Source organism: Rhizobium sp. KNZ2-6A (assembly GCF_056755475.1).
In genome coordinates this window covers 1-21,920 of the sequence record NZ_JBNDIC010000008.1, presented here as the reverse complement: position 1 = coordinate 21,920, position 21,920 = coordinate 1, and the positions used below count along the sequence as shown (strand labels likewise).

At 60.3% G+C, this 21,920-nt stretch carries 20 protein-coding genes; 7 read left to right on the top strand and 13 right to left on the bottom strand.

Annotated elements, in window-relative coordinates:
- Positions 1-118: 118 nt before the first annotated feature.
- The 3 genes from pepT to ACPYOP_RS07850 form a co-directional block, all read right to left on the bottom strand.
- Complete coding sequence (gene pepT, locus ACPYOP_RS07860) at positions 119-1,351, bottom strand: peptidase T (protein ID WP_481409821.1); 1,233 nt, start codon at positions 1,349-1,351, stop codon at positions 119-121.
- Positions 1,352-1,486: 135 nt separating this feature from the next.
- The gene (locus ACPYOP_RS07855) at positions 1,487-2,011 is read right to left on the bottom strand and encodes a DUF992 domain-containing protein (protein ID WP_481409820.1); all 525 of its coding nucleotides are present in this window, start codon (positions 2,009-2,011) and stop codon (positions 1,487-1,489) included.
- A 245-nt stretch (positions 2,012-2,256) separates the two neighbouring features.
- Positions 2,257-3,504 carry an adenylate/guanylate cyclase domain-containing protein gene (locus ACPYOP_RS07850; RefSeq protein ID WP_481409819.1) on the bottom strand — a complete coding sequence of 416 codons (1,248 nt, stop codon included), beginning with the start codon at positions 3,502-3,504 and terminating at the stop codon, positions 2,257-2,259.
- Between the two features lie 227 nt (positions 3,505-3,731).
- Here ACPYOP_RS07850 and ACPYOP_RS07845 point away from each other — a divergent pair, with 227 nt between their 5' ends.
- On the top strand, positions 3,732-4,328 hold the full coding sequence (locus ACPYOP_RS07845) for a nucleoside 2-deoxyribosyltransferase (protein WP_481409818.1): 597 nt from the start codon (positions 3,732-3,734) through the stop codon (positions 4,326-4,328).
- 49 nt (positions 4,329-4,377) lie between these two features.
- On the opposite strand, the gene ACPYOP_RS07840 is transcribed toward ACPYOP_RS07845, so the two are convergent.
- The 10 genes from ACPYOP_RS07840 to ACPYOP_RS07795 all read right to left on the bottom strand — a co-directional run bounded on the left by ACPYOP_RS07840 (position 4,378) and on the right by ACPYOP_RS07795 (position 14,461).
- Positions 4,378-5,154 carry a phosphate/phosphite/phosphonate ABC transporter substrate-binding protein gene (locus ACPYOP_RS07840; RefSeq protein WP_481409930.1) on the bottom strand — a complete coding sequence of 259 codons (777 nt, stop codon included), beginning with the start codon at positions 5,152-5,154 and terminating at the stop codon, positions 4,378-4,380.
- 51 nt (positions 5,155-5,205) lie between these two features.
- The gene (locus tag ACPYOP_RS07835) at positions 5,206-6,210 is read right to left on the bottom strand and encodes an ornithine cyclodeaminase family protein (RefSeq protein ID WP_481409817.1); all 1,005 of its coding nucleotides are present in this window, start codon (positions 6,208-6,210) and stop codon (positions 5,206-5,208) included.
- 115 nt (positions 6,211-6,325) lie between these two features.
- Positions 6,326-7,843, bottom strand: a complete 1,518-nt coding sequence (locus tag ACPYOP_RS07830; protein WP_481409816.1) for an HAL/PAL/TAL family ammonia-lyase — start codon at positions 7,841-7,843, stop codon at positions 6,326-6,328.
- A gap of 274 nt (positions 7,844-8,117) precedes the next feature.
- Positions 8,118-8,537, bottom strand: coding sequence for a PIN domain-containing protein (locus tag ACPYOP_RS07825; protein ID WP_481409815.1), 420 nt, complete (start codon positions 8,535-8,537; stop codon positions 8,118-8,120).
- A complete protein-coding gene (locus ACPYOP_RS07820; RefSeq protein ID WP_481409929.1) occupies positions 8,534-8,791 on the bottom strand; it encodes a FitA-like ribbon-helix-helix domain-containing protein in 258 nt (85 codons plus the stop codon). Before ACPYOP_RS07820 ends, ACPYOP_RS07825 begins: the two co-directional genes overlap by 4 nt.
- Before the next feature lie 193 nt (positions 8,792-8,984).
- Entirely contained in the window at positions 8,985-9,731 is a 747-nt protein-coding gene (locus ACPYOP_RS07815) for an ATP-binding cassette domain-containing protein (RefSeq protein WP_015343065.1), read from the bottom strand.
- A complete protein-coding gene (locus ACPYOP_RS07810; RefSeq protein ID WP_481409814.1) occupies positions 9,724-10,788 on the bottom strand; it encodes an ABC transporter permease subunit in 1,065 nt (354 codons plus the stop codon). The genes ACPYOP_RS07815 and ACPYOP_RS07810 overlap by 8 nt, the downstream gene beginning before the upstream one ends.
- Before the next feature lie 108 nt (positions 10,789-10,896).
- Positions 10,897-11,886 (bottom strand): substrate-binding domain-containing protein, encoded by a 990-nt coding sequence (locus tag ACPYOP_RS07805; protein WP_481409813.1) that lies wholly within the window; start codon positions 11,884-11,886, stop codon positions 10,897-10,899.
- A 228-nt stretch (positions 11,887-12,114) separates the two neighbouring features.
- Positions 12,115-13,527 (bottom strand): ROK family protein, encoded by a 1,413-nt coding sequence (locus tag ACPYOP_RS07800; RefSeq protein ID WP_481409812.1) that lies wholly within the window; start codon positions 13,525-13,527, stop codon positions 12,115-12,117.
- Positions 13,520-14,461 (bottom strand): tagatose-bisphosphate aldolase, encoded by a 942-nt coding sequence (locus tag ACPYOP_RS07795; protein WP_481409811.1) that lies wholly within the window; start codon positions 14,459-14,461, stop codon positions 13,520-13,522. Before ACPYOP_RS07795 ends, ACPYOP_RS07800 begins: the two co-directional genes overlap by 8 nt.
- A 229-nt stretch (positions 14,462-14,690) precedes the next feature.
- On the opposite strand from ACPYOP_RS07795, the gene ACPYOP_RS07790 reads away from it, so the two are divergent.
- The 6 genes from ACPYOP_RS07790 to ACPYOP_RS07765 all read left to right on the top strand — a co-directional run bounded on the left by ACPYOP_RS07790 (position 14,691) and on the right by ACPYOP_RS07765 (position 21,666).
- The gene (locus tag ACPYOP_RS07790) at positions 14,691-15,611 is read left to right on the top strand and encodes a sugar-binding transcriptional regulator (protein WP_481409810.1); all 921 of its coding nucleotides are present in this window, start codon (positions 14,691-14,693) and stop codon (positions 15,609-15,611) included.
- Complete coding sequence (locus ACPYOP_RS07785; RefSeq protein ID WP_481409809.1) at positions 15,611-16,273, top strand: HAD-IA family hydrolase; 663 nt, start codon at positions 15,611-15,613, stop codon at positions 16,271-16,273. The genes ACPYOP_RS07790 and ACPYOP_RS07785 overlap by 1 nt, the downstream gene beginning before the upstream one ends.
- Before the next feature lie 280 nt (positions 16,274-16,553).
- On the top strand, positions 16,554-17,387 hold the full coding sequence (locus tag ACPYOP_RS07780) for a sugar phosphate isomerase/epimerase family protein (protein ID WP_481409808.1): 834 nt from the start codon (positions 16,554-16,556) through the stop codon (positions 17,385-17,387).
- A gap of 50 nt (positions 17,388-17,437) precedes the next feature.
- The gene (locus ACPYOP_RS07775) at positions 17,438-18,565 is read left to right on the top strand and encodes an S-(hydroxymethyl)glutathione dehydrogenase/class III alcohol dehydrogenase (RefSeq protein WP_481409807.1); all 1,128 of its coding nucleotides are present in this window, start codon (positions 17,438-17,440) and stop codon (positions 18,563-18,565) included.
- 790 nt (positions 18,566-19,355) lie between these two features.
- Positions 19,356-20,264, top strand: coding sequence for a TIGR03571 family LLM class oxidoreductase (locus ACPYOP_RS07770; protein WP_481409806.1), 909 nt, complete (start codon positions 19,356-19,358; stop codon positions 20,262-20,264).
- A 109-nt stretch (positions 20,265-20,373) separates the two neighbouring features.
- Positions 20,374-21,666 (top strand): hemolysin family protein, encoded by a 1,293-nt coding sequence (locus tag ACPYOP_RS07765; protein WP_481409805.1) that lies wholly within the window; start codon positions 20,374-20,376, stop codon positions 21,664-21,666.
- Positions 21,667-21,920 lie beyond the last annotated feature (254 nt).

The following is a 21,920-nucleotide window of genomic DNA, read 5'->3' as shown; positions in this document are numbered from 1 at the left end:
TCCATTTTTGGGAAACGCTTAAAGCAATTCCAGGAAAAGTGCGCAGCGGTTTTCCGTCCGGAATTGCGGGACAACAAAGAGATAGAGCGGTCAGGGATTGCGTGAAAAGCTGAGCGCTCTAGGAGCGTTCCGCCCAGATCTTCGCCAACTCAACGAGCGTCTTCACGGCTCGTTCCATATCCTGGCGGCTGACCCATTCCAGCGGCGAATGGAAGGCATGTCCGCCGGCAAAGATATTGGCGCAGGGCAGGCCCATGAACGAGAGCCTGGAACCGTCCGTACCGCCGCGAATACTGCCGCGCACCGGCGTCATGCCGGCCCGCCGGATGGCTTCGACGGCATTTTCGACGATCTGCGGGTGGCGATCGAGGATTGGCTTCATGTTGCGGTATTGGTGCTTGACGGTAAATGTATGCGAGGAGCCGGGATAGGCGGCCATGACATCCCTGACGATCTGCTCCAGCCTGTTCTCCTTGACCGCAAGACCCGCCTCGTCGAAATCGCGGATGATGAAGCCGAGCGCGGCCTTCTCCATCGAACCGCTGATGCCGGTGGGATGAATGAAGCCCTCCCGGTCCGCAGTCGTTTCGGGGGCGATGTCTTTCGGCAGCCTGTCGATGATCGTACCGGCGATCTTGATGGCATTTTCCATCTTTCCCTTGGCGAAGCCCGGATGAATGGCAACGCCCTGGATGACGATGTCGACGCTGTCGGCCGAAAAAGTTTCGTCTTCTATATGGCCCGCCGTTTCGCCATCGACCGTATAGGCGAATTGTGCCCCCAGCTTCTTCAGATCGACCTTGTCGACGCCGCGTCCGATCTCCTCGTCGGTCGTGAACAGAAGCTTGATGGTGCCGTGACGGATATCCGGATTGTCGACGAGATATTGGGCGGCAGCCACGATCTCGGCAAGGCCCGCCTTGTCGTCGGCGCCGAGCAGCGTCGTACCATCGGAGGTGATAATGTCGTTGCCGATCTGGTCACGCAGGGCGGGGTGCTCGTCGACGAGGATGACCTGCTGCGGATCGCCGGGCAGACGGATATCGCCGCCGCCGTAGTTCTTGAGGACTTGCGGCTTGACATTCGTGCCGGTGAAATCGGGCGCCGTATCCATGTGGGAGCAGAAGCAGATCACGGGAACCGGCTTGTCGACATTCGACGGGATGGTCGCATAGACATAGCCGTGCTCATCGAGATGTGCGTCGGAAAGGCCGATCGCCAACAACTCGTCGACGAGGACGCGCCCGAGATTTTTCTGCTTTTCGGTGGAAGGCTGCGCTCGCGAGGTCGGGTCCGATTGCGTATCGATAACGACGTAACGAAGAAAGCGATCGGTGACGGTATCGGTCATGAACCTGGCTCCAATGAATCACATTTTGTTTAGCTATAGCGCCGCGCTGGCGCGCCGTCCGCACGAAAAATAACGGCCGCTCCAGCGCCAGGCGGGAGCGGCCATATCATGCAATATATGACTGTCGCCGAAAGCTTACTCGGCCGAGGTCAGCGTAACCGACGTGCCGGTCGCGGCAAGGTTCAGGCCGAGCTGACCTGTCACGCTTACGGTCTGAAGATGGATCGAGCCGGACGTGCCGCCAACGAGAATGTTCGTGCCGACGCCGGCTCCGACCGTCGCTTCAACGGTGGCGCCCTGATAGAGACCACTCAGAGAACCATGATGATAGCCGGCTGTCGGCGCGAAGACCAACCAGACAAGCCGGCTGCGGGTCGTAAACCCGAGATCTACACCCATCTTCCTGATCGCACCGGTATAGTGGTCGATGCGCTCGCGTCCGACCGTCGAATGGAAGGTGCAATCCACCTCCTTGGCCGAGCCAAGGACATAGCCGACACCGCCGCCGATTTCGCATTCGAGATAGCCGATTTTTACCCCATTGCGCTGATCGGGCTCTTCTTCGCGATAGGTCGTCGGCATATCCGCCGCCCGTGCCACCGCCACGCCTGCAACGATCAACGATGCTGCTGAAAATGCCAGGGTCAAAATTTTTCTCATCTGTTTTCTCCTTGTCAGAGTATTATGGGGTGGCAGGCACCCTCGTGGTCGAGCCGATAGAATCAACCCTTACTAAACGTACGTACGCGCAGAACGATCCCAAAAATAAGGCGGCTATCGTCATGATCCACTTCACAATATAGGGAAGTCGATCCGCAGCGGCACCCCCGACCATTTCACGTTTTGCAACCGACTGAGTCGCGTCGTATCAAATCGCCGCTTCACCGGGCGATTTGATACGACGATCAGCCAGGTTGCCGGGGCATCTCTTTTGCCGCGAAGGCGAATACATCGACCGGCTCACCCAGACCCTTGAGGGGGAAAGAACCAAGGCTTTCCATATCGCGCCGGCATGCGGCCATATCGACGAATGCTTTCGAGAGCAGCACCGGCCGCTTGACCTCCTTGGTCAGCGATTCCAGCCGCGAGGCAATGTTGACGGCCGGACCGATGACGGTGAAATCGAGCCGGGTGCGCGAGCCGATATTGCCATACATGACATCGCCGACATGCACGCCCACGCCATAACGCAGCACTTCGCGGCCATGCTTGCGGTTTTCCTCGTTGAGTAAGGCGACGGCCGCCTGCGCCTCGCTGACGGCGAGAAGAAGATTGTGGCATGCGTTGGGATCGCTTAACGGAAAGATGGCGAGCAAGCCGTCGCCCATGAATTTGAGAATCTCGCCGCCATGTTTTTCGATCGGCTCGACCATGGCATCGAAATAGCTGTTGAGCAGTTCGATGACATCGTCGCGCGGCCACATATCGGAAATGGTGGTGAAATCTCTTAGGTCGCAGATGAGGATGGCAGCGCCGACCGTGGTGCCGCTGCCGCGTGTCGTCGCACCCGCAAGGATCTTCTCACTGGCATGCGGCCCGACATAGGTGCGCAACAGCGTGCGGGCCATGATATTCTTCAGCCGGATCTCGGTTACCATTGTCAGCGCCGGCAGCAAGTCCTTCAAAAAAGTCAAATGCTGCTCGGTGAAGCCGCCGGGTGCATCCGTGGCAAATGTGGCAATGTGACGCTTGCCGAGCGTATGATAGATCGGCCAGGCGATATAGTCCGTCAGCCCTTCGGCATGCATTTCCTTGTACAAAGGATAGGTCAGCTGCTCCTTGCCGGAAACCTCCAGGTTTTGCCGGACTTCGGTCGCACCATTGAAGATCTCGTTGATAGGACTTGCCAGAAACTGCGGCGTATTCTCGACACCATAGCTGAAGGTCGCGATATCGGCTTCCTTCATTCCCGTACGCCAGAGAATCCGCGCGCCGAGCCATTGCGGATGCATCGTCCGGAAATGCATGGTCGCTCTTGCGATCGGAATTCCGGCTGCGCGCATTTTTTCGCAGAGCTCGACGAGGATGTTATCGATGAAACGCTGGTCGCGCACATCGTTCATCAGCCAATCGAGAATCTTGCTCTGCTTTGTCGGCCAGTTGCCGCGGTCGTCATGTGATGATTCGGCAATTGCCTCGATGGAAGATTGCATTTCCTTATACCCCACAAATTCCGTTAGCTGTCACGGGCCGTCGACGCCATTCGATCGTGAACATGACTATACGCGCCTCGTCAGCGGCCGGGAAACGGCAATCGCCTCTATTTCGCGTTTCCGTAAATTATGTTTCAGGCTATGGCAGAAGAGGCTTGAATCGGCCATAGGGCTTCATATGGTTCCGCAATTCCCGCGGTGCAATATCGTGTCGAGAGGCAAAGCTATTGAGAGCATATCTGGCAGGCCCCGAAGTCTTCCTTCCCAACGCAAGGGAAATCCTTGATCGCAAGATTGCATTGGCTCGCGCTTACGGATTTACGCCCGTCTCGCCCGGTGATCTAGTGGTGCCGGAGACGGAGACCCGTCGAGAGCGGGGTCTTGCCATCAGCGCGATCAACGAGAAACTGATGTCGAGCGCCGATCTCATCATCGCCAACCTGACGCCGTTTCGCGGTATTGCCGCGGATGTCGGCACAGCCTTCGAGCTCGGTTTCATGTGCGCACGCGGCTGCCCGGCATTCGCCTTTTCCAATTGCACGGAGAACCATTTCGAGCGCGTGAGCGGGCTTTATGGTGGCGAGGTTCGTCTCGGTCCGGACGGACGCCATCGCGGTCCCGACGGAATGGCGCTGGAAAACTTCGATATGGCCGACAATCTGATGCTCGACGGCGGCATTGCGGCACGCAACGGCATCATCATAACGCGTCAGGTCGCGGCGGATCAGCTCTTTGTGGACCTGACGGCGTTCGAGGAATGCCTTCGCGTCGCTGCTGGCAAATTATTGAAGCAAGCCACCAGCGCGGAATGCGCCGCCTATTGATTGCTTCCTTTTGCTGCCTCAGCGAAAGCGGCGGAAGTTTATTCGAACTTCACCACGTCCCGAGAGCTTCATCGACAGCGAGCGCTCGCGCAGGCAGCTGCTCATATGCGGCAATATCCGCTTCCGCGAACGCAGCCAGCCCGAGTGACGCAAGGATATCGCGCCCTTCCGGGTCCTGGTGCGCGCCAAGCAGAGCGGCACGAAGCGCAGCGGTGATTTCGGGCGGTTGCTGTCGGGAGGCAACCAGCAGAGGGAAGGGTGCCGGCTTCGTCGTGGCGATGACGCGCAATGATGCAATCATTTCCGGCTCGTGCATCTCCAGAAGCTGGTAGGCATAGGCATCGATCGCGCCGACATCGACGGCGCCTGAACGGATCGCCTCGATTACGCCGCGCGGGTTGAGGAGCGGACCGAAGGTCTCGGTCGCTGGCCGTCCGCCGGCAAGTGCTGCAAAGAATTCGCGTGGCGCATTGTAGCCGGATTGCGAGTCCCGCACCGTCCAGCCCCAGCGCGCAGTCGCAAGGTCGGCCTCTGCAAGCGGCCTGTCACGGGCGGCAACGATATGGCTGGCATAGACCGGCTGGCCGTTTGCCCAACCCGCCAGCGAAACAGGCGCTACGAGCGGCGACGGACGCTCCGATTTCGCAAGTCTGGAGAACGGAAAGCCGCACATGAAGACGGCGCCCATGTCCGGACGCGCCCATAGCTCGGAAAGCGGCGCCGGAGCGGCATGGGCGATGACCTCAAGCTCGACATCAGACCGATCCGCAAGCCAATGAAAGAGGCGGTCCCAAAGCCCCGATATCTTCGGGCTGAGATTGTACATGCGCGAGCAGGCAATGGCAGGGGCGGGCGTGGGAGATATCGTCATGGCTCGTCACGCAAACCGAAGGCGTTGGCCGATATTCATGCGTTTTGCTTTTTCGACCATCGCCGCGCCGAGCGCGACATCGGTCGTGCTGAGCCCGCGATGCCAAAAGAGGATGGTCTCGTCATCGCTTTCGCGGCCAGGCTTGGCGCCACAAACGATCTGGCCGATTTCGGCATGCAGTGTTTCGGCCGTCACCTTGCCCTCGTCGACATGGCGACGCAGCGCGCCGAAGGGGCGACCGGGACCGCATTGCCCCCAATCATCGACCACGACCTTGTCCATGATATCGGTCAGGTCGAATTCGAGCGCGCTCATCGTGCCGTAAGGCACGACGAAGGCGCCTTTCTTGACCCACGCAGTCTTGAAGAGCGGCGTCGGCTCCGGCAGGCGGCTCGCCTCGATCATGATGTCGGCGCCTTTCAGGCAATCCTCCCAATTATCAGTCACGATGATCTTCTTGCCGAGATCCTGTTCCAGCCGCGCGGCGAACGCTTCCCGGCTCTCGGGGCGGCGCGAATGCACGCGGACCTCGTCGAAATCGAAGATGTGATCGAGCAGCCGCACGTTCCAATAGGAGGTGCCGCGCGCGCCGATATGGCCGAGGATCTTACTGTCCTTGCGGGCGAGATGGCGTGCGCCGATGGCCGTGACGGCGCCGGTGCGCATGTCGGTGATGGCTGTCGCATCGATGATGGCCTTCGGCACGCCGGTGCGCGGATCGAACAGGTTGAGGACCGCCATTTCCGAGGGCAGGCCCTGCTTGTAGTTGTCGACGAAATCGCCGACGACCTTGACGCCGGCATAGTCGAGCGGCTTCACATAGCCGCGCAGCACGTTGAAATGCCCCTTGTCGGAACTCTCCGGCACGAGATGAACGCGAGGCTCGATGACGGTCTCGCCACGCCCCTGCGCATCGAGCGCCTTGGTCACGGCGTCGAGTATTTCGTCGTTGGAAAGCGCCAGCGCCTTGGCATCGATGGCATTCAGATAGTCGATCCAGATTTCCTGCATTACGGTTCTCCAGGCCTTTCACCGGGCCATGTCGGTCTAACGAATGATGCGGGCCGCATGGGCGGCCTGCGGAAAAGCAAGGCGATGGGCGCGGACCACCTTGCCGCCATAGCGATCAGGAAGCCACCTCCGTCGCGTCGGCATTCTTAATGAACTCCGACAGCCTCTGAAAATCAGGGCCCTGCGCACGGTCTTCCTCCAGCGGCGGAACCAATTCGCGCACCTTGCGATAGGCGCGCAGCGTCCCGGCACCGAGCTCGCCCATCACATCGCGCAGCTCAACGGCTTGGGCCGATGCGACAAGTTCGATGGCGACGAGATAGCGCAGCCACTCAATCATGGCCTCGATCTTCGACAGGACGCTCGGCGCCATCGACGCCTGGTCCTCGATGCCGTCCGCCACCGGAATAGGCGTGAGCGAGACCGGCATAGCCAGATGGCGTATCTCGGCTTCGAGTGCCGAGACGGTTTTCTGCACCGTGGCAAAACCCGTTCTGCTCTGTCCGAGCGGCGTCAGGAATCGCGGCAGCTCTGACATGCCAGGTGACATGATCTTCATGGTTCTGTAGGCGATCCCCGCCGCACAATGGGCGATTGCCTGGCCGAGCCGCTCCCATGCGAGAACGAAGGCCGTCATGTCGAAATTGCCATGCGACAGGATAAGCCCTTCCTCGGCCAGCACGACGGGATTGTCGCCGGAACTGGCAAGTTCGATCTCGGTTACGGCGCGCGCCTCGCCGATCGCATGGAGGAGGGCGCCCCATACCTGGGGAGCGCAGCGATAGCTCAAGGGATCCTGCAGACGCCGCGCCGCGCCATCGATAAGAAGAGAACTTCCGGAAAGCAGCTCGCGAAGTCTCGCCGCCGCCTCGCGCTGGCCGAAGGCCGGCCGGGCCGCCAGCGCCCGGTCGTCGAAGGCCGAGACGTTCGCCCGGAATGCCTCGAAGTTCAGGGCGATCGCCGCAAGCGACCAATCAAAAAGCCGCTCGATATCCTCGATGCCGAGGCACGCCTTGCCGACCGAAAGACTGTTGGCGACGACAAGGACATGGCCATCCTTCGGCGCGATCGGCAAAGGTTTCAGGCCGGCTTTCGCGAGAGCGTCCAGCGCCGGCATGACCGTGCCATCCACTTCAGCCTCGCCGTCCCCCAACAATGCCCGTGCCATATGCGCCAAAGGCGCAAGATCGGCGGCACCGATCGAGCCGAGCGATGGCACGACCGGATGAAAGCCGGCATTCAACGCGGCGGCGAGGCCGGCGAAAACCGGGAGCGACACGCCGGAGCCGCCAGCCGCCATGCCAGCGACGCGGGCGGCCATCATTGCCCTTACGGCTTCGCGCGGCAGCGCTGGCCCGACGCCGACTGCGCGGGCTTGCGGCACGCGCAATTGGAAAGCAATGAGGTCGTCGGTGGCAAGTCGAGTGTCGACGCCCGCGCCTAATGCTGTCGTCAAACCATAAACAGGCCGGTCGGCCACCAGATAACGTTCAACGACAGCGCGGGCTGTGGCGATCTTGTCTTTGACATTAGGTGAAACCTCGATCCGTGCGCTACGTCGCGCGATCGAAGCGATGTCGCCTATCGTCGGTGCAGCATCTGTGAAAGACACGGTGTGTACGGCTTTGGTCATGCCTGCTTGCCTCCAGGAAAAGCACTTATAGCCCGGTGGTTCTTTCTCGATCCAGTCTCCAGACGGTATTTGTTGCTGGGATAGGTCAGGAGTGCGCATGTCCCCGGTCGAAGGTCGCGAACATTTCCTTGTCAGCTCCGCGATCGCCGATCGAATGGGTGCGGGCGCCTAGATCGCCAGGCAATGCCCAGCGCGAACAAGCTGCCAGTTGAGTGTTCGGATTGTCCGACGGACTTATCGCACGTCGCACGGCTGCCTTCGCCGCTTTTCATTTCTAGGTGTTCCAAGGGTTGATGACGTTTAAGCCGGCAGCCTCAAAAGGGCTGGTATCGCGCGTGGCTACCATAAGGCCATGTGAGGCGGCCGTGGCGGCAATATAGCCGTCCGCCTTGCCAATGGACTTGCCTGCCGCCCTTGCTAGCGTCATCAGATCGGCATAGGCTTGCGAGGCGTCCAGGTCAAACGGCAGAACCCGGTTGGCGAAGGCCGGCAAAACCTCTCTTTCCAGTCGGTCTTGATAGATCGTACGCCGCTTGCCTTCCGGCATCGTGGCTAAGCCGAAGCGCAGTTCGGCAACGGTGATGATCGAGAGGTAAAGAGTTTCGATCATCTGTGCGTCGATCCACGACAACACAGTGGGATCGGGCGTGGCCTTCCACAGCTCGGAAATGACGTTGGTGTCCAGAACGATCATTCGAAGCTAATCGGTTCGACCCGGGTCTTGTCGCGAAGCTCGTTGAAGCTCTCGGCTTCGGCTTCGGTTAGACCACCTGCTTCACGGGCGATGGATGTCAACAGCGAACCTAGCTTCACGCGGCCTTCCGGCTTTGCCGCTTTTTCCAGAATGTCGCGGATTTCGGCTTCAGTGCTGCGACCGTGCATTGCAGCTCGCACCCGGATCGCGCGATGCACCTCGTCCGGCACATTGCGGATGGTGATCGATGGCATTGCTTCACACTCCCACATTTGATTGCATTGATAGCAATCATATAAGAATGCAATCAGATAAATCAACGGGAATCACGCTTGCCGGCGTTTTGCTGCGCTTGCGAATCCAACATGCCCCCCTTGATTGCCGATAGGGAAACGGCAATGGCGATAAACACCATTGCCGTTCTCGATCTCAGTGCTGGCGATCCCGCTACCCGCCGATCATGAGCCGAACGACTTCTTCATGATTGGTGTCGGCGATGTTGCGCTCGCCGGCGACGATCCCGCGCCGCAGGACAACGATGCGGTCGGAGACCGCGAAAATATCCTGCAGATTGTGCGAGATGAAGATGACGCCGCGCCCCTGCGCCTTCAGTGACTTGATGAGCGCCACGACTTTGCGCTGTTCCGGCACGCCGAGCGCCGCCGTCGGCTCATCCATGACCAGAATGCGGGCATTCCAGTAAACCGCGCGCCCGATCGCGACCGCCTGGCGCTGGCCGCCGGAGAAATTGCTGACCGGCGCATCGAGCCGCTTCACATGAAAATCAAGTTCCGCCATCGTCTTGCGGGCCGCTTCCGCCATGGCCTTCCGGTCGAGCACCGGCAAGAAGCCGAAGAGTTTCTTCATCGGTTCGCGTCCAAGGAAGATGTTGGAGCCGATCGTCAGATTGTCGGCGAGCGCCAGATCCTGGTAGATCGTCTCGATGCCTTTCTCGCGCGCATCCTGCGGCGATGAGAAGGTGACGGGCTTGCCTTCAATCAGGATTTCGCCCGCCGTCGGCGGATAGACGCCGGAGATCGCCTTGATCATCGTCGTCTTGCCGGCGCCGTTATCGCCGGCAAGCGCCACGACTTCGCCGGGCCGGACGACCATGGAGCAATTGTCGAGGGCACGCACCGCGCCGAAATAGCGCGAGAGATTGCGGACCTCGAGGAGGGGAGTCGCGCTATTCATCCTGTTTCGCTCCGCTGAACCGGCGCTGCGCCTGGTCGATGAGCACCGAAATGATGATGACGATGCCGACGGCTATGAACTGCCAGAACGGCTCCACATTCATGAAGACGAGGCCGTACTGGATGACCGCGATGACGAGAGCGCCAGCAATGGTGCCGGTGATCGTGCCGGAGCCGCCGAACAGGCTTGCACCGCCGATGACGACCGCGGCCACGCTGTCGAGCAGCAGCGGCTCGCCGGCCTGGGCAGCACCCGCGGTGAAACGGGCAGCATAAAGCGCACCGCCCAAGCCCGCGCAGACGGCCGAGAGAATATAGAGGCGCAGCAGGTGGGACTTGATGTCGATGCCGGCGCGGCGCGCGGCCTGTGCATTGGCGCCGATGGCGTAATTATGCTGGCCGAAGCGGGTCTGGCTCAGCAGGTAATGCATGATCACCACGAAGACCAGCGTGACGATGACGAGATAGGGCACGCCGTAGAACCGCCCGTTGCCGAGCTCGGCGAAATAGGAATTCTTGACCGGCACGGTGGTGCCGCCGGCAATCAGGAAGGCCGTGCCGCGCGCAACACCGAACATGCCAAGCGTGCCGATGAACGGCGGAACCTTGAGACGGGAGACCAGGAGACCATTGATGAAGCCGGGTACGGCGGCTGCCAGCATGGCAACAAGAATGCCGAATATCATCGCGACCGGCAGGGGCATGTAGAGCCCAGCGATATTGGCGATGTGTGCCGCGACGACGGCGGCAAGCCCCATGATGAAGCCGGTCGACAGATCGATGCCGCCGGAAATGATGACGAAGGTCTGCCCGATCGCCAAAAGCAGCGGCGCCACCGCGAAGATCGCGACGGACTGCCAGTTGAAGCTTGAGCCGACGAACGTGCCACCGAAATCGATCCGCGCCCAGATCTCGAAACTCACGATAAGTCCGGCAAGAAAGAGCCATGCACGCAATTGCGCGATGCGGTTTAGGATGGTTTTTGCCTGGTCGCCGTGATCCGCCTGCGGCGCCACGTGATGATCCGCCTTGCGGACCTCTGCATTGTCGATTGTCATGGACTGGTCCAAACTGAAGCGTTGAAGGCGCGAAGATCACGGCGCCGTTCGCTCTATCATCGTTGGATGATGTGCCTCGCCGATCGGCGAGGCACAGACTATCTCCGATCAATCGGAGTAGATGAACTTCGCGACCTTTTTGTCGGCGACGTTCGATTTGTCGATGACCGTGAAGCCGGTGCCGATCGACGTCGGGATCGAATTGCCGGTCAGGTGCGCGTAGGCTGCCATCACGCCGAAATAGCCGATTTCAGCCGGGTGCTGCGCGATCGCCAGATCGACGAGGCCGGAATTGATGTTGTCGACGATCGACGTCGGCGCATCGAAGGCGACCACGCGGATCTTGCCCGTCTGGCCGGCCTGCTGCACGCCGTTGGCGGCACCAAGGGCAGAGAACAGATTGGCCCCGAAGACACCGTCGAGATCGGAGTTGCGGGCAAAGACCGCCTGCAGCTGCGATGCCGCCTTGTTGGCGTCGTCGTCGTTATACTGCGTCTCCAGAACGGTGATATTCGGATACTTCTTCATTTCCTCCTTGAAGCCCTGCTCGCGCTGATCCGTGGTCGAGATGCCAGGCTTCACGTTGGAAACATAGACCTTGCCCTTTTCACCGACGGCTTTCGCCAGCGCGCGTGCGGCGATCGCACCGCCGAGCAGGTTGTCTGATGCGATGTAGGCCAGCGGAAAATCGGCATCGCCTTTGCCGGTCTGGTAGACACCGGTACCGATGAAGGTATCGACGGTGATGACCGGGATGCCGGCATCCGCAGCCTTCTTGAGCGGCTGGACCAGCTGATCCTTGTCGGTCGGGGCGATGAGGATCGCGTCGGGCTTCTTGGCGATCACCGCATCAAGAACCGGAACCTGCGTCACCGGGTTGAAATCGGGGCCGCCTTGAAACACCAGCGTCGCGCCGATGGCCTTGGCCGCGGCCTCCGCGCCCTTGCGCATGGTGATGTAGAAAGCATCGGTCGTCAGGCCCGGAATAAGGGCAATCGTAAATTTCTTGTCTGCAGCCTTGGTGGTGCCGGCAACAGCCGCGACACCCGTAGCAAGCGATGCCACGGCCGAAGCCTTGAGAAATGAGCGGCGCTCCATAATTTTCCTCCTCTTGAAGCCGAACCTCCCCTGTCCGGCACAGCGATAATCAGTGGGTTACCGTGGCACGTCAAGTAATTTTTTTCTGCAAGGAATTTCCTTCATCCATTTGATATGCTTAAGCAATTCAATGTCGACAACAATATCATTATCCGCCGAGGGACATAGCGTCGCACGACGGTCGGCTTTATCCAGCATTTATGCCGTCCATCCGGACGGCGACTGATATTATTCGCGGTCGAACACGCGCCAAACCCAGGCCAGGATCGTGTCCATGTCCGGCTCTTTCGTCTGGTCGATCGTCATCACCGCACCGCAGCCCATCGGCTCGGCACGATCGGCAAGCTTCATTAGTTCCGACACGTATTCGGCACCCGGATGGCCCGGCAATCGATCCTGCAGCCGGCTGGCATAACGCGCGCCTGCAACCGATCCCGGCACCTCGCACCATAGCTCGGCGACATGCCCGACCTTCGCGGCGCTGATATAGCTTTCGAGCTGCGCTTTGGGCTGAAAACCGAACCATGCATCGACGATGAAGGTCGAGCCGGCCGGCGCCTCGGCGATGAAGGACCAGATCGCCTGGTAGCTCGCCTTTCCCAAGGTCCGGTTGAAGTCGCGATCGACTGGTCCGATATGCTGCAGGAACGGATTCTTGATACCATCGAGGGACAGGACCGGCCAACCGGTTCGCTGAGACAAAGCCTTGGCAAGGCGACTTTTACCGGAGGCCGGCACGCCGTTGACCAGGACGACCTGCTTTCTCTGCGGTGGAGCATCGGCAGCGAAAATTGACAGGCCCGCGCCAATCACGCCGGCATCGTCGGCGAGTTTCGCCGGCAATATTGCGGGGCAGAACCAAGGCGCTGCCGCCGGCAGGTCTGCAAGCGCACGCGCCGCGTCGCAGCCGAGCCCGCCGCCAAGCAGGATGACTTCGGGATCCATCGTCGCCGCGATATTATCGAGTGCCGCTCGCAGAGGAATTGCCCATTGGCGCAAGACACGCGCCGCCGCATCATCTCCCTCGGCAGCCATGTCGAACACCTCCTTGATTGTCACGACCGACAATCCCGCTTCGGCGATGTGTCGGCGCAAAGCGGTTCCGGAACTGAAGGTTTCGACACAGCCACGCCTGCCGCAAGGGCAGGGCGGGCCGTCCTGCGCCACGCAGATGTGGCCGAGCTGCCCTGCCGCCCTATGCCCATGATAAATGCGCCCGGCATGGGCGACCGCGCCGCCGATACCCGTTCCGATCGTCAGCATCGCAACATTTTGAAAGCCCTTGGCGCCGCCGATCCGCATTTCGGCGATCAGCGCCATGCTGCAATCATTCTCGATGACGACAGGCTTTCCGAAAGCTGCCTCGAGCCGCTGCACGAAGTCGAGGCTGGCAAGGTTGAGGATGCCGCCCGACAGAATCTCGCGGCTGGCCACATCGACCCGCCCGGGTATGCCGACGCCGACGCCTGAGACTTCGGGCGCGTCGAGCTCGCGCGCCATTGCGACGACACGCTCCAGTACCTGCAAGGGATCGGCCGGGGTGCGTTCCGACAATTTGGCAAGGATCTCGCCGCGGGCGGAGACGCGGGCCGCACGAATATTCGTGCCGCCGATATCGACGCCGATGGCGATGTCAGCCATTGGCGCGCTGCCTGTGGTCAACGCCGTGCGAGCCCGTGCCCTTGAAGTGCGTCGCGATGACGGCCTGGATTTCGCGAAGCCTTGGCACCGCAACCGATTCCAGTCGATCTTTGGTGACCGAGCGGTCGAGCGAGATGCAATCCTTCCACAGCGAGCGGCCGGCGATGACACCGGAAGCACCGTTGCGCATGGCATCTTCGACCTGCGTCAGGAAGGTTGCATGGTCGACGCCAGCCGAGAGCACCGCCCATGGCACGTCGCCCGAAAGACGCGTGACTTCGGCGCAGGCTTCAGACGAACCCGGATAAGGGATCTTCAAAACCTTCGCGCCAAGATCCAGGCAGATCTTGCTGCCCCCGACGATCAGCGACGGCAGCTCGGCTTTATAGCCGGCCTCGTCCTCATCTTCGAATTTATAGGCCAGGAATTCGACGACGAGCAAAAGATCTTCGTGGGCAAAGTCTTCGATGCACTGCTTCAGTATCCGGATATTATGGACATTCGCCGCTTCCCGATCCGAGCGCAGATAAACCATGATCTTGCCGCCGGTGGCGCCCAGCTGGCGCACGCGGCGCGCCGAAATGCCAGGGACCAATTTCGATAGGCGATAGCCTTCCGACGAGGTATCCCAACCGGATGCGTCGAGGCCGATCAGCAGCGCGGTGTCGCGCTGAAGGACACGATCGTCGACCAGCGCAGGCACGGCGCAGATCGGATCGACCAACACGCAGGACGCCTTGCTTGCCAGGAACCGGGCGATATCGGCCTTTGTATCCCCCAGCACCTGGTCCGAGATGGCGGCCTGTTCTGCCGGATCCTTGGCCAGGAGGCTACGCATGCCGCCGCGCTGGTCGCAGGCAATTACCATCATGGCACCGTCGCTACCACAAATCTGCTGGTAGCCGCGCATCTCCGCTGTCGTCAATTTCGTCATATGATCCTTCCTCCAGCCGTCGTGAAACGGCACCCGCCCGAGCAAGCCTTCTCCACTCCTCGAAGAGGGCGCTGCTCTTGAAATTGAGGGCTCTCATGCGCGGTATAAACGTTGCGAAACCGGCTGTTTTGAGCGATAACTCCCTCAAGTGCCGTAGATGTAACACATTGCAGAAAGGAATTTCAACCTGAATTCGTCTCAATCGCAGGAGGCTGCGGCAAATCGCGCTTTGCTGCATACGGTCGCCAAATTGCACTACCAGTCCGACATGTCGCAGGTGGATATCGCCAGGAAGCTCGGCCTATCGACGGCGACGGTTTCGCGATTGCTGCAGCGCGCCCGAGCGGTCGGGATCGTCCGGATCGAAGTGATCGATCTCTCTCCCGCCGAGGATCTGAGCGCCGCGCTGATCGAGGGCCTGAAGCTGCGCACGGCCGCCGTGATCGATACGCCGTCGTCAAATGTGCTGAGCGCGCTTGCAGCACCGGTCGGCTCGCTTCTGCAGCAGGCAGGCCTGCGCTCCGGCTCGACGCTTGGCATCGGGTGGGGAAGGGCGGTGCGCGAGGTGACAATGGCGGGGCTGCCGCAATTGCCCGGTATCGTCACGGTCGCGCTGAATGGCGGTATGCAACAGGCAGCCCCACATTTCCAGATCAACGAATTCGTCCGCCAGGCGGCAGCCCAGATGGGCGGCGTGCCGCATTTTCTGCATGCGCCCTATATTTCCTCGGCCGAACTCCGGGATGCGTTTCTGGGCGACCCTACCGTGCAGCAGGTGACCTCCCTTTGGGACAGGCTGGATGCTGCGATCGTCGGTGTCGGGCTGACGCATGCCGCAAACCCTTCGGAGACAGCGCTGCCCGGAGAAAAAGCGCTGAGCCACGCGGCTGGCGACGTGTTGCGCCACTATGTCACCGAAGCGGGCGAAATCCTGCATTGGGACGGAGAAGAGGGCATGATCGCCGCCTCGCCCGAACAATTGCGCAAGGTGCCACTCTGCATCGCGGTCGCGGCGACCCCCGGCAAGGCAAGCGGCATCATCGGCGCCGCGCGATCGGGGATGATCAATGCTTTGGTCACCGACGCCAATACCGCACAGGCCATTCTCGACCGTCTGTCGTCCAATCAGAAAGCCGAGGATCGATCCTGATGCCCTTTGACGGCCGCACCTTCGGCGCCTTCCTGTTCGACATGGATGGAACCATCCTGAATTCGATCGCGGTCGGCGAACGGGTCTGGACCGCATGGGCTGAAAAACGCGGCGTCGACGCCGTCAACTTGCTGGCGACCGTTCACGGCCGCAAGGCGGTCGAGACGATCACCCGGCTCGGCCTGTCGGGGATCGATCCCGCCGAAGAGGCCAGGATCCTCACACAGGCCGAAATCGATGACGTGGCCGGTGTCGAACCGATTGCGGGCGCCATCGACTTCTTGAAAAGCCTGCCGGCGGATCGATGGGCGATCGTCACCTCCGCGCCACGCGAGCTCGCCAGGGTTCGCCTTGAGGCGGCCGGTATTCCCTGGCCACTGGTTCTGATTACCGGAGAGGATGTGCAGAATGGCAAGCCAGCACCGGATTGCTTCATTCTGGCTGCAAAGATATTGGCGCAACCCATTGAAGATTGTCTCGTTTTTGAGGATGCGCCTGCCGGAATAGAGGCAGCTGAAGCGTCTGGCGCTTCCGTGCTCGTCATCAGCGCGACCCACCGAACGCCGCTGTTCACGCGGCATCCGAACGTCGTGGATTATGATCGCCTTGCTCTGGATGTCGACCATACCGGAGTTCTGCGTCTGACACGAATGCCCGCCTGAGCTCAACTGCGGCCTGCTTCAGCACGAAGCAGTTCGCGGCCAGCCGCCCTCGGCAACAGGGATCTCAGATTCGACGCTTGTTCGCTCAGTTAAGGCTCTCGAATTGAAGCCTATCAACGTCCGAAAGTATTTTGATGAAAAACCATCATACCGCTGGCTCGCGGCCTGCGAATACATCGGCTTTGCAATGAAACGCGCCGATGATCAAAAGCCATCACTGCGGCGACTGGCAAAGGCTTCGGATTCGTGATCTGAGCAAGCCACTGGTACGGGAGGACCTATGCAGAACTTGCTCATATTCCAGTCGCTCTGGTCCATGGAGCGGCGCAGCGCACGATATCCAGAGCTTTCTCTGGAAGAGAATATCGAAAAGATCGCCGCCGCCGGCTTTGATGGTATCAGCACCCATTGGTACGATCGCAACGTCGTTTCCCGTGTCGCCGGTCTGCTCAAGCAGCATGGCCTGCAGGCGGAAGGCCAGTGCTTTCCGAAGACCATCGACGATCTGAAGCCGGTGCTCGAGGTCGCCGCCGAATACAACGTTCACCACATCTGTCTGCAGCCGGATGTGCGCCTGAGGCGGCTGGAAGACTGCATTCCCCTGCTTGAGGGATGGCAGCGGCTGGCGGAAGAGGCCGGCATCGACGTCTGGATCGAAACGCATCGCGACCGCATGACGACGGATCTGTTCTTCACGCTTGACCTGCTCGATCGGCTGCCGGATCTGCGACTGCTCGGCGACATCTCCCATTTCCTCGTCGGGCGCGAATTCGCCTGGCCGGTATCCGACGAGAACCATGCGCTCATACACCGAATCCTGGACAGCTCCTGGGCCTTCCACGGCCGCGTCGCCTCGCGCGAACAGGTGCAGATCGAGATCTCCTTCCAGCACCATAGGCCATGGGTCGATCTCTTCCTCGGCTGGTGGGAATATGGCTTCAAGAGCTGGCGCAACCGCGCCGACAAGGACGCAACGCTCGCCTTCACTTGCGAGTTGGGGCCGAAACCCTATGCCATCACGGGGCGCGACGGCGAAGATACCACCGACCGCTGGGAGGAATCCCTGCTGATGAGGCAGGAAGTAAGTGATTTGTGGGCGAGAGTATCTAGCTAACAAATCAAACGAGATACCAGCTATAGACCATTGATTTTGGAGGAATTTCCATGGACTTAAGAGCAGCCGTAGCGGTTGCTGCCGGCAAGCCGCTTGAGGTGATGACGGTTCAGCTTGAGGGGCCGAAGGCCGGCGAGGTGCTGATCGAAATCAAGGCGACCGGCATCTGCCACACCGATGATTTCACGCTCTCAGGCGCCGATCCTGAGGGCTTGTTCCCGGCTATCCTCGGCCATGAGGGCGCCGGCATCGTCGTCGATGTCGGACCGGGGGTGACTTCGGTGAAGAAGGGCGATCACGTCATTCCGCTCTATACGCCCGAATGCCGCGAATGCCCGTCGTGCCTTAGCCGCAAGACCAACCTGTGCACGGCAATCCGCGCCACGCAAGGCCAGGGCCTGATGCCGGACGGCACCTCGCGCTTCTCGATCGGCAAGGACAAGATCCATCACTATATGGGCTGCTCGACCTTCGCCAATTTCACCGTGCTGCCGGAGATTGCCGTTGCCAAGGTCAATCCCGACGCCCCCTTCGACAAGATCTGCTACATCGGCTGCGGCGTCACCACCGGCATCGGCGCGGTCATCAACACCGCCAAGGTGGAGATGGGGGCAACCGCCATCGTCTTCGGTCTCGGCGGCATCGGCCTCAACGTCATCCAGGGCTTGCGGCTGGCCGGCGCCGACATGATCATCGGCGTCGATCTCAACAATGACAAGAAGGAATGGGGCGAGCGCTTCGGCATGACGCATTTCGTCAATCCGAAGGAGGTCGGCGACGACATCGTGCCTTACCTCGTCAACATGACGAAGCGCGGCGCCGACCAGATCGGCGGCGCCGACTATACGTTCGACTGCACCGGCAACACCAAGGTGATGCGCCAGGCGCTGGAAGCCAGCCATCGCGGCTGGGGCAAGTCGGTGGTCATCGGCGTTGCCGGCGCCGGCCAGGAGATTTCGACACGGCCGTTCCAGCTGGTCACCGGCCGCTCGTGGATGGGCACGGCCTTCGGCGGCGCCCGCGGCCGCACCGATGTGCCGAAGATCGTCGACTGGTACATGGAGGGCAAGATCGAGATCGATCCGATGATCACCCACACCATGCCGCTCGAGGACATCAACAAGGGGTTTGACCTCATGCATTCCGGAAAGAGTGTCAGGGGCGTCGTGGTTTACTAAAGGTGCCCGGCGAGCAGGCCATGCCTCACAAGCGAACAAGATCGCTTGTGAGGTAGCGTCTTGAGAGCTTTTTTCCACTCTGCTCAAGGTGGTAGTTCGGTTCTCCGTCTTTGAAATGCCAAATGATGTCTCGGATGGTTCCTTGACCATCGCAAAATTCGACATTGTCTCCGACGTGAAAATGCAGCGGCTCAATGAACCTCAGACACTCTTCTCGGACTCGGAACTCTTCCGAGCCGAATTGAATGTGCGCCCATCCGTCTCGACGAGCAGTCACTCGAACAGCACGCTAATGCATGTTCAAGCCTAGAGGCCGTTGGGCGCCGTCGGCTGCGACCAGAGCCATATCGGTTTCGTTGGTGCAAAACAGAATGGCAGACTCTTCTTGGACATATCGCATGAGGCGGAAACTGACCGAAATATGCCCATTTCACAATGTTCAAGTTTGGATGCCGACAAACTCGTTGCCTCCGAGCTTATAAGCCGAAGCCTAGCTTGAAGTTTTTTGGCAGTCCGAGCGGCGAAACGTGAGACCTGCCATGATCAAGGCACGGCCAAGGGCTTGGGAAAGAAGGCTTTGCGCGATTTCGTCAAGCAATGCATCGCCGCAAGCTGAGCTGCCGGCGCGATCTTCCATCGGAAATGCTAATTTCAAGCCGTATGATCCGCCTCTTCACGCGGATCATACCAAGTGAATGTCGCACCGCCGCACACAACAAGACACCAGCCCTTTTTCTCGGCGGCAGGCCGCCTTATCTCCCTGCCAGAGGCAACAGGATTCAGGCGTAACGTGCTTTTCCATCCCGATGGGCTTTCATTCGGCGTTGTCCTGCCGGCGCAGGAGAGGACCCTTGCCGACGTGCGGTTCGACGACCAGCTCGGTATTGCCGCCCAGGCCGACGGATTGGATTTCGATGCCTTATGGGTGAGGGACGTTCCCCTTAACAGCGAAAGCTACCCCGACCCGATCGGCCACGCCGATCCATGGGTCTTCCTCGGGGCATTGGCAGCCTCCACATCCAGGATCGCCCTGGCAACGGGCGCGATCGTGCTGCCTCTGCGGCATCCGCTTCATATCGCCAAGGCTGCCCTTTCGATGGCATCCCTCTCGAAAGGACGGTTCGTCCTCGGCCTTGGTTCCGGAGACAGGCCGAGCGAATATGAGGTGTTCGGTGAAAGTGTCGAGAACCGCAAGGCGCTCTTCCAATCGCATTGGGAACGCCTCGCCGCCGCTCTCCACCCGGATCAAAAGGTCATCGGCGAAGATGGCCGCGTACGGGAGGAATTTGCGATAAGGCCTCACCGACAGCAGGCGTCCGTTCCGATGGTGGCTGTGGGGTCATCGTCGCAATCCCTCGAATGGATCGCCAGACATGCGGCGGCCTGGATGACTTATTACCGGCCGCTGTCCGTCCAGAAAGACCGGCTGGCGTTGTGGCATAACGCCCAGACAAAAGTCGTCACCGACTTTCGCGGCTTCGGCCAGTCGATGGTTTTGGACCTGCTCGACAGATCCGATGCACCGTATGAGGAGGTCAATCTCGGCGGCAGAACCGGCAGGCGAGGGCTGATCGATGCGCTGTCTGCGATGCGCGAAGCCGGAATTCATCACGTCGCTTTCAACCTCATCGCCCAGGGCAGGCCGCCCGGCGAGGTCATGGAAGAGCTTGCCGCGGATATCCTGCCGGCCATGCGCTAGGGTCAGCGAACTGTTCTTGATGGTGGCGCCATGGAAATCATGGCCATGGGATGCTGGTTTTTGCCGCTCCTGCCACCTATCTTTCCGCTGAAACCAAAAAGGGCCGATTTTGCTTCTCGAAATTTCGATCGTTGTCGTTCTCACCCTTCTCAACGGCGTGCTTGCCATGTCGGAACTGGCGATCGTATCGTCGCGACCCGCTCGACTTAAGGTTCTTTCCGACCAAGGCAGCCGCGGTGCCGCAATGGCGATAAGGCTTTCCGAAGAGCCGGGGCGTTTCCTGTCCACCGTGCAGATCGGCATTACGCTCGTCGGCGTTCTATCCGGCGCCTTTTCGGGCGCTACCCTTGGCGCCAGGCTGTCGGGCTGGCTTGCCATGCAAAGCTTATCGACGGCGGTTGCCGATACAATCGGTGTCGGCTCCGTCGTCGTCGCCATCACCTACCTGTCACTGATCATTGGAGAACTGGTGCCCAAGCAGGTGGCGCTTCGGGCGCCTGAAGCCGTTGCCAGCAAGGTTGCGCCGGCCATGGTGTTCCTTTCTCGTGCCGCGGCCCCGCTCGTCTGGCTCCTCGATATTTCGGGCAGACTGGTCCTGAGCGCGCTCGGCCAATCCGGCAAGGCCGCAGACGGCGTCAGCGATGAAGAAATCAAGACGGTTTTGGCCGAAGCGCAGAGCGCCGGCGTCATCGCGACGGAAGAGCAGGCGATGATCTCGAGTGTCATGCGCTTGGCCGACCGAAACGCCAGGGCGCTGATGACACCGCGTCGCGATGTCGAGGTCATCGATATAGAAGACAGTTTCGATGAGGTCCGCGAACAGCTTCGCCGCACCGAAAAGGCCCGGCTGCCGTTGCGCAAGGACAGCTCCGACGAGATCGTCGGGGTGTTGACGACGCGCGATTTCTTCGATGCATTGGCCTCCGGCGGTGCCGTCGACATTCTGGCGCTGGCCAAGCAGGTGCCGATCGTTTCGGACCTTTCGAGCGCGCTTGATGTCGTCAGGGCGCTGCGCCGGTCCTTGTCGCACATGGTGCTGGTCTATGACGAATATGGCCATTTCGAAGGCGTCATCACCTCAGGCGATATTCTCGAAGCTATTCTCGGCGCGGTACAGGAAGAAGCCGATGCCGGCGGCGAACAAGCGATCGTCCGCCGTCACGACGGTAGCTATCTCGTCTCGGGCTGGATGCCCATCGATGAATTCGCTGATTTCATGAACCTTAAGATCGAAGACGATCGCGACTATCAGACCGTCGCAGGCTTCGTGCTGCAGGAGCTGCGCCATCTTCCGGACGTAGGCGAAAGCTTCGCAAAGAACGGCTGGCGCTTCGAGGTGGTGGACCTCGACGGTAGACGGATCGACAAGCTCTTAGTGAGCACGGACGAGGTTGGTCGTTGAGCTGATTATCGAAGCTTACGATGGCTTGGCAGAGCACAGGCTCGCCGATATGCGAGGCATACGATTTAGTTCCATAATGTACGTTATCTGATATTTGTATGTAACGGGGTACATTCTATTTCCAAGTGCGACATGCCAATGATTTCAATGGCTTCACTTTGGAGATTTTGGCATGTCCCGATGCTATACGCAGCTTGCTCTCGCCGACCGACGACGCCTACATCAGTTGGTGGCGGCAAAAGTTCCCGTCAACG

What these genes read in the sequence shown, in the direction of transcription:
- pepT (WP_481409821.1), bottom strand. Translation starts at nt 1,351, where the DNA reads ATGACCGATACCGTCACCGATCGCTTTCTTCGTTACGTCGTTATCGAT.
- ACPYOP_RS07855 (WP_481409820.1), bottom strand. Translation starts at nt 2,011, where the DNA reads ATGAGAAAAATTTTGACCCTGGCATTTTCAGCAGCATCGTTGATCGTT.
- ACPYOP_RS07850 (WP_481409819.1), bottom strand. Translation starts at nt 3,504, where the DNA reads ATGCAATCTTCCATCGAGGCAATTGCCGAATCATCACATGACGACCGC.
- ACPYOP_RS07840 (WP_481409930.1), bottom strand. Translation starts at nt 5,154, where the DNA reads ATGTACAATCTCAGCCCGAAGATATCGGGGCTTTGGGACCGCCTCTTT.
- ACPYOP_RS07835 (WP_481409817.1), bottom strand. Translation starts at nt 6,210, where the DNA reads ATGCAGGAAATCTGGATCGACTATCTGAATGCCATCGATGCCAAGGCG.
- ACPYOP_RS07830 (WP_481409816.1), bottom strand. Translation starts at nt 7,843, where the DNA reads ATGACCAAAGCCGTACACACCGTGTCTTTCACAGATGCTGCACCGACG.
- ACPYOP_RS07825 (WP_481409815.1), bottom strand. Translation starts at nt 8,537, where the DNA reads ATGATCGTTCTGGACACCAACGTCATTTCCGAGCTGTGGAAGGCCACG.
- ACPYOP_RS07820 (WP_481409929.1), bottom strand. Translation starts at nt 8,791, where the DNA reads ATGCCATCGATCACCATCCGCAATGTGCCGGACGAGGTGCATCGCGCG.
- ACPYOP_RS07815 (WP_015343065.1), bottom strand. Translation starts at nt 9,731, where the DNA reads ATGAATAGCGCGACTCCCCTCCTCGAGGTCCGCAATCTCTCGCGCTAT.
- ACPYOP_RS07810 (WP_481409814.1), bottom strand. Translation starts at nt 10,788, where the DNA reads ATGACAATCGACAATGCAGAGGTCCGCAAGGCGGATCATCACGTGGCG.
- ACPYOP_RS07805 (WP_481409813.1), bottom strand. Translation starts at nt 11,886, where the DNA reads ATGGAGCGCCGCTCATTTCTCAAGGCTTCGGCCGTGGCATCGCTTGCT.
- ACPYOP_RS07800 (WP_481409812.1), bottom strand. Translation starts at nt 13,527, where the DNA reads ATGGCTGACATCGCCATCGGCGTCGATATCGGCGGCACGAATATTCGT.
- ACPYOP_RS07795 (WP_481409811.1), bottom strand. Translation starts at nt 14,461, where the DNA reads ATGACGAAATTGACGACAGCGGAGATGCGCGGCTACCAGCAGATTTGT.
- ACPYOP_RS07785 (WP_481409809.1), top strand. Translation starts at nt 15,611, where the DNA reads ATGCCCTTTGACGGCCGCACCTTCGGCGCCTTCCTGTTCGACATGGAT.
- ACPYOP_RS07780 (WP_481409808.1), top strand. Translation starts at nt 16,554, where the DNA reads ATGCAGAACTTGCTCATATTCCAGTCGCTCTGGTCCATGGAGCGGCGC.
- ACPYOP_RS07775 (WP_481409807.1), top strand. Translation starts at nt 17,438, where the DNA reads ATGGACTTAAGAGCAGCCGTAGCGGTTGCTGCCGGCAAGCCGCTTGAG.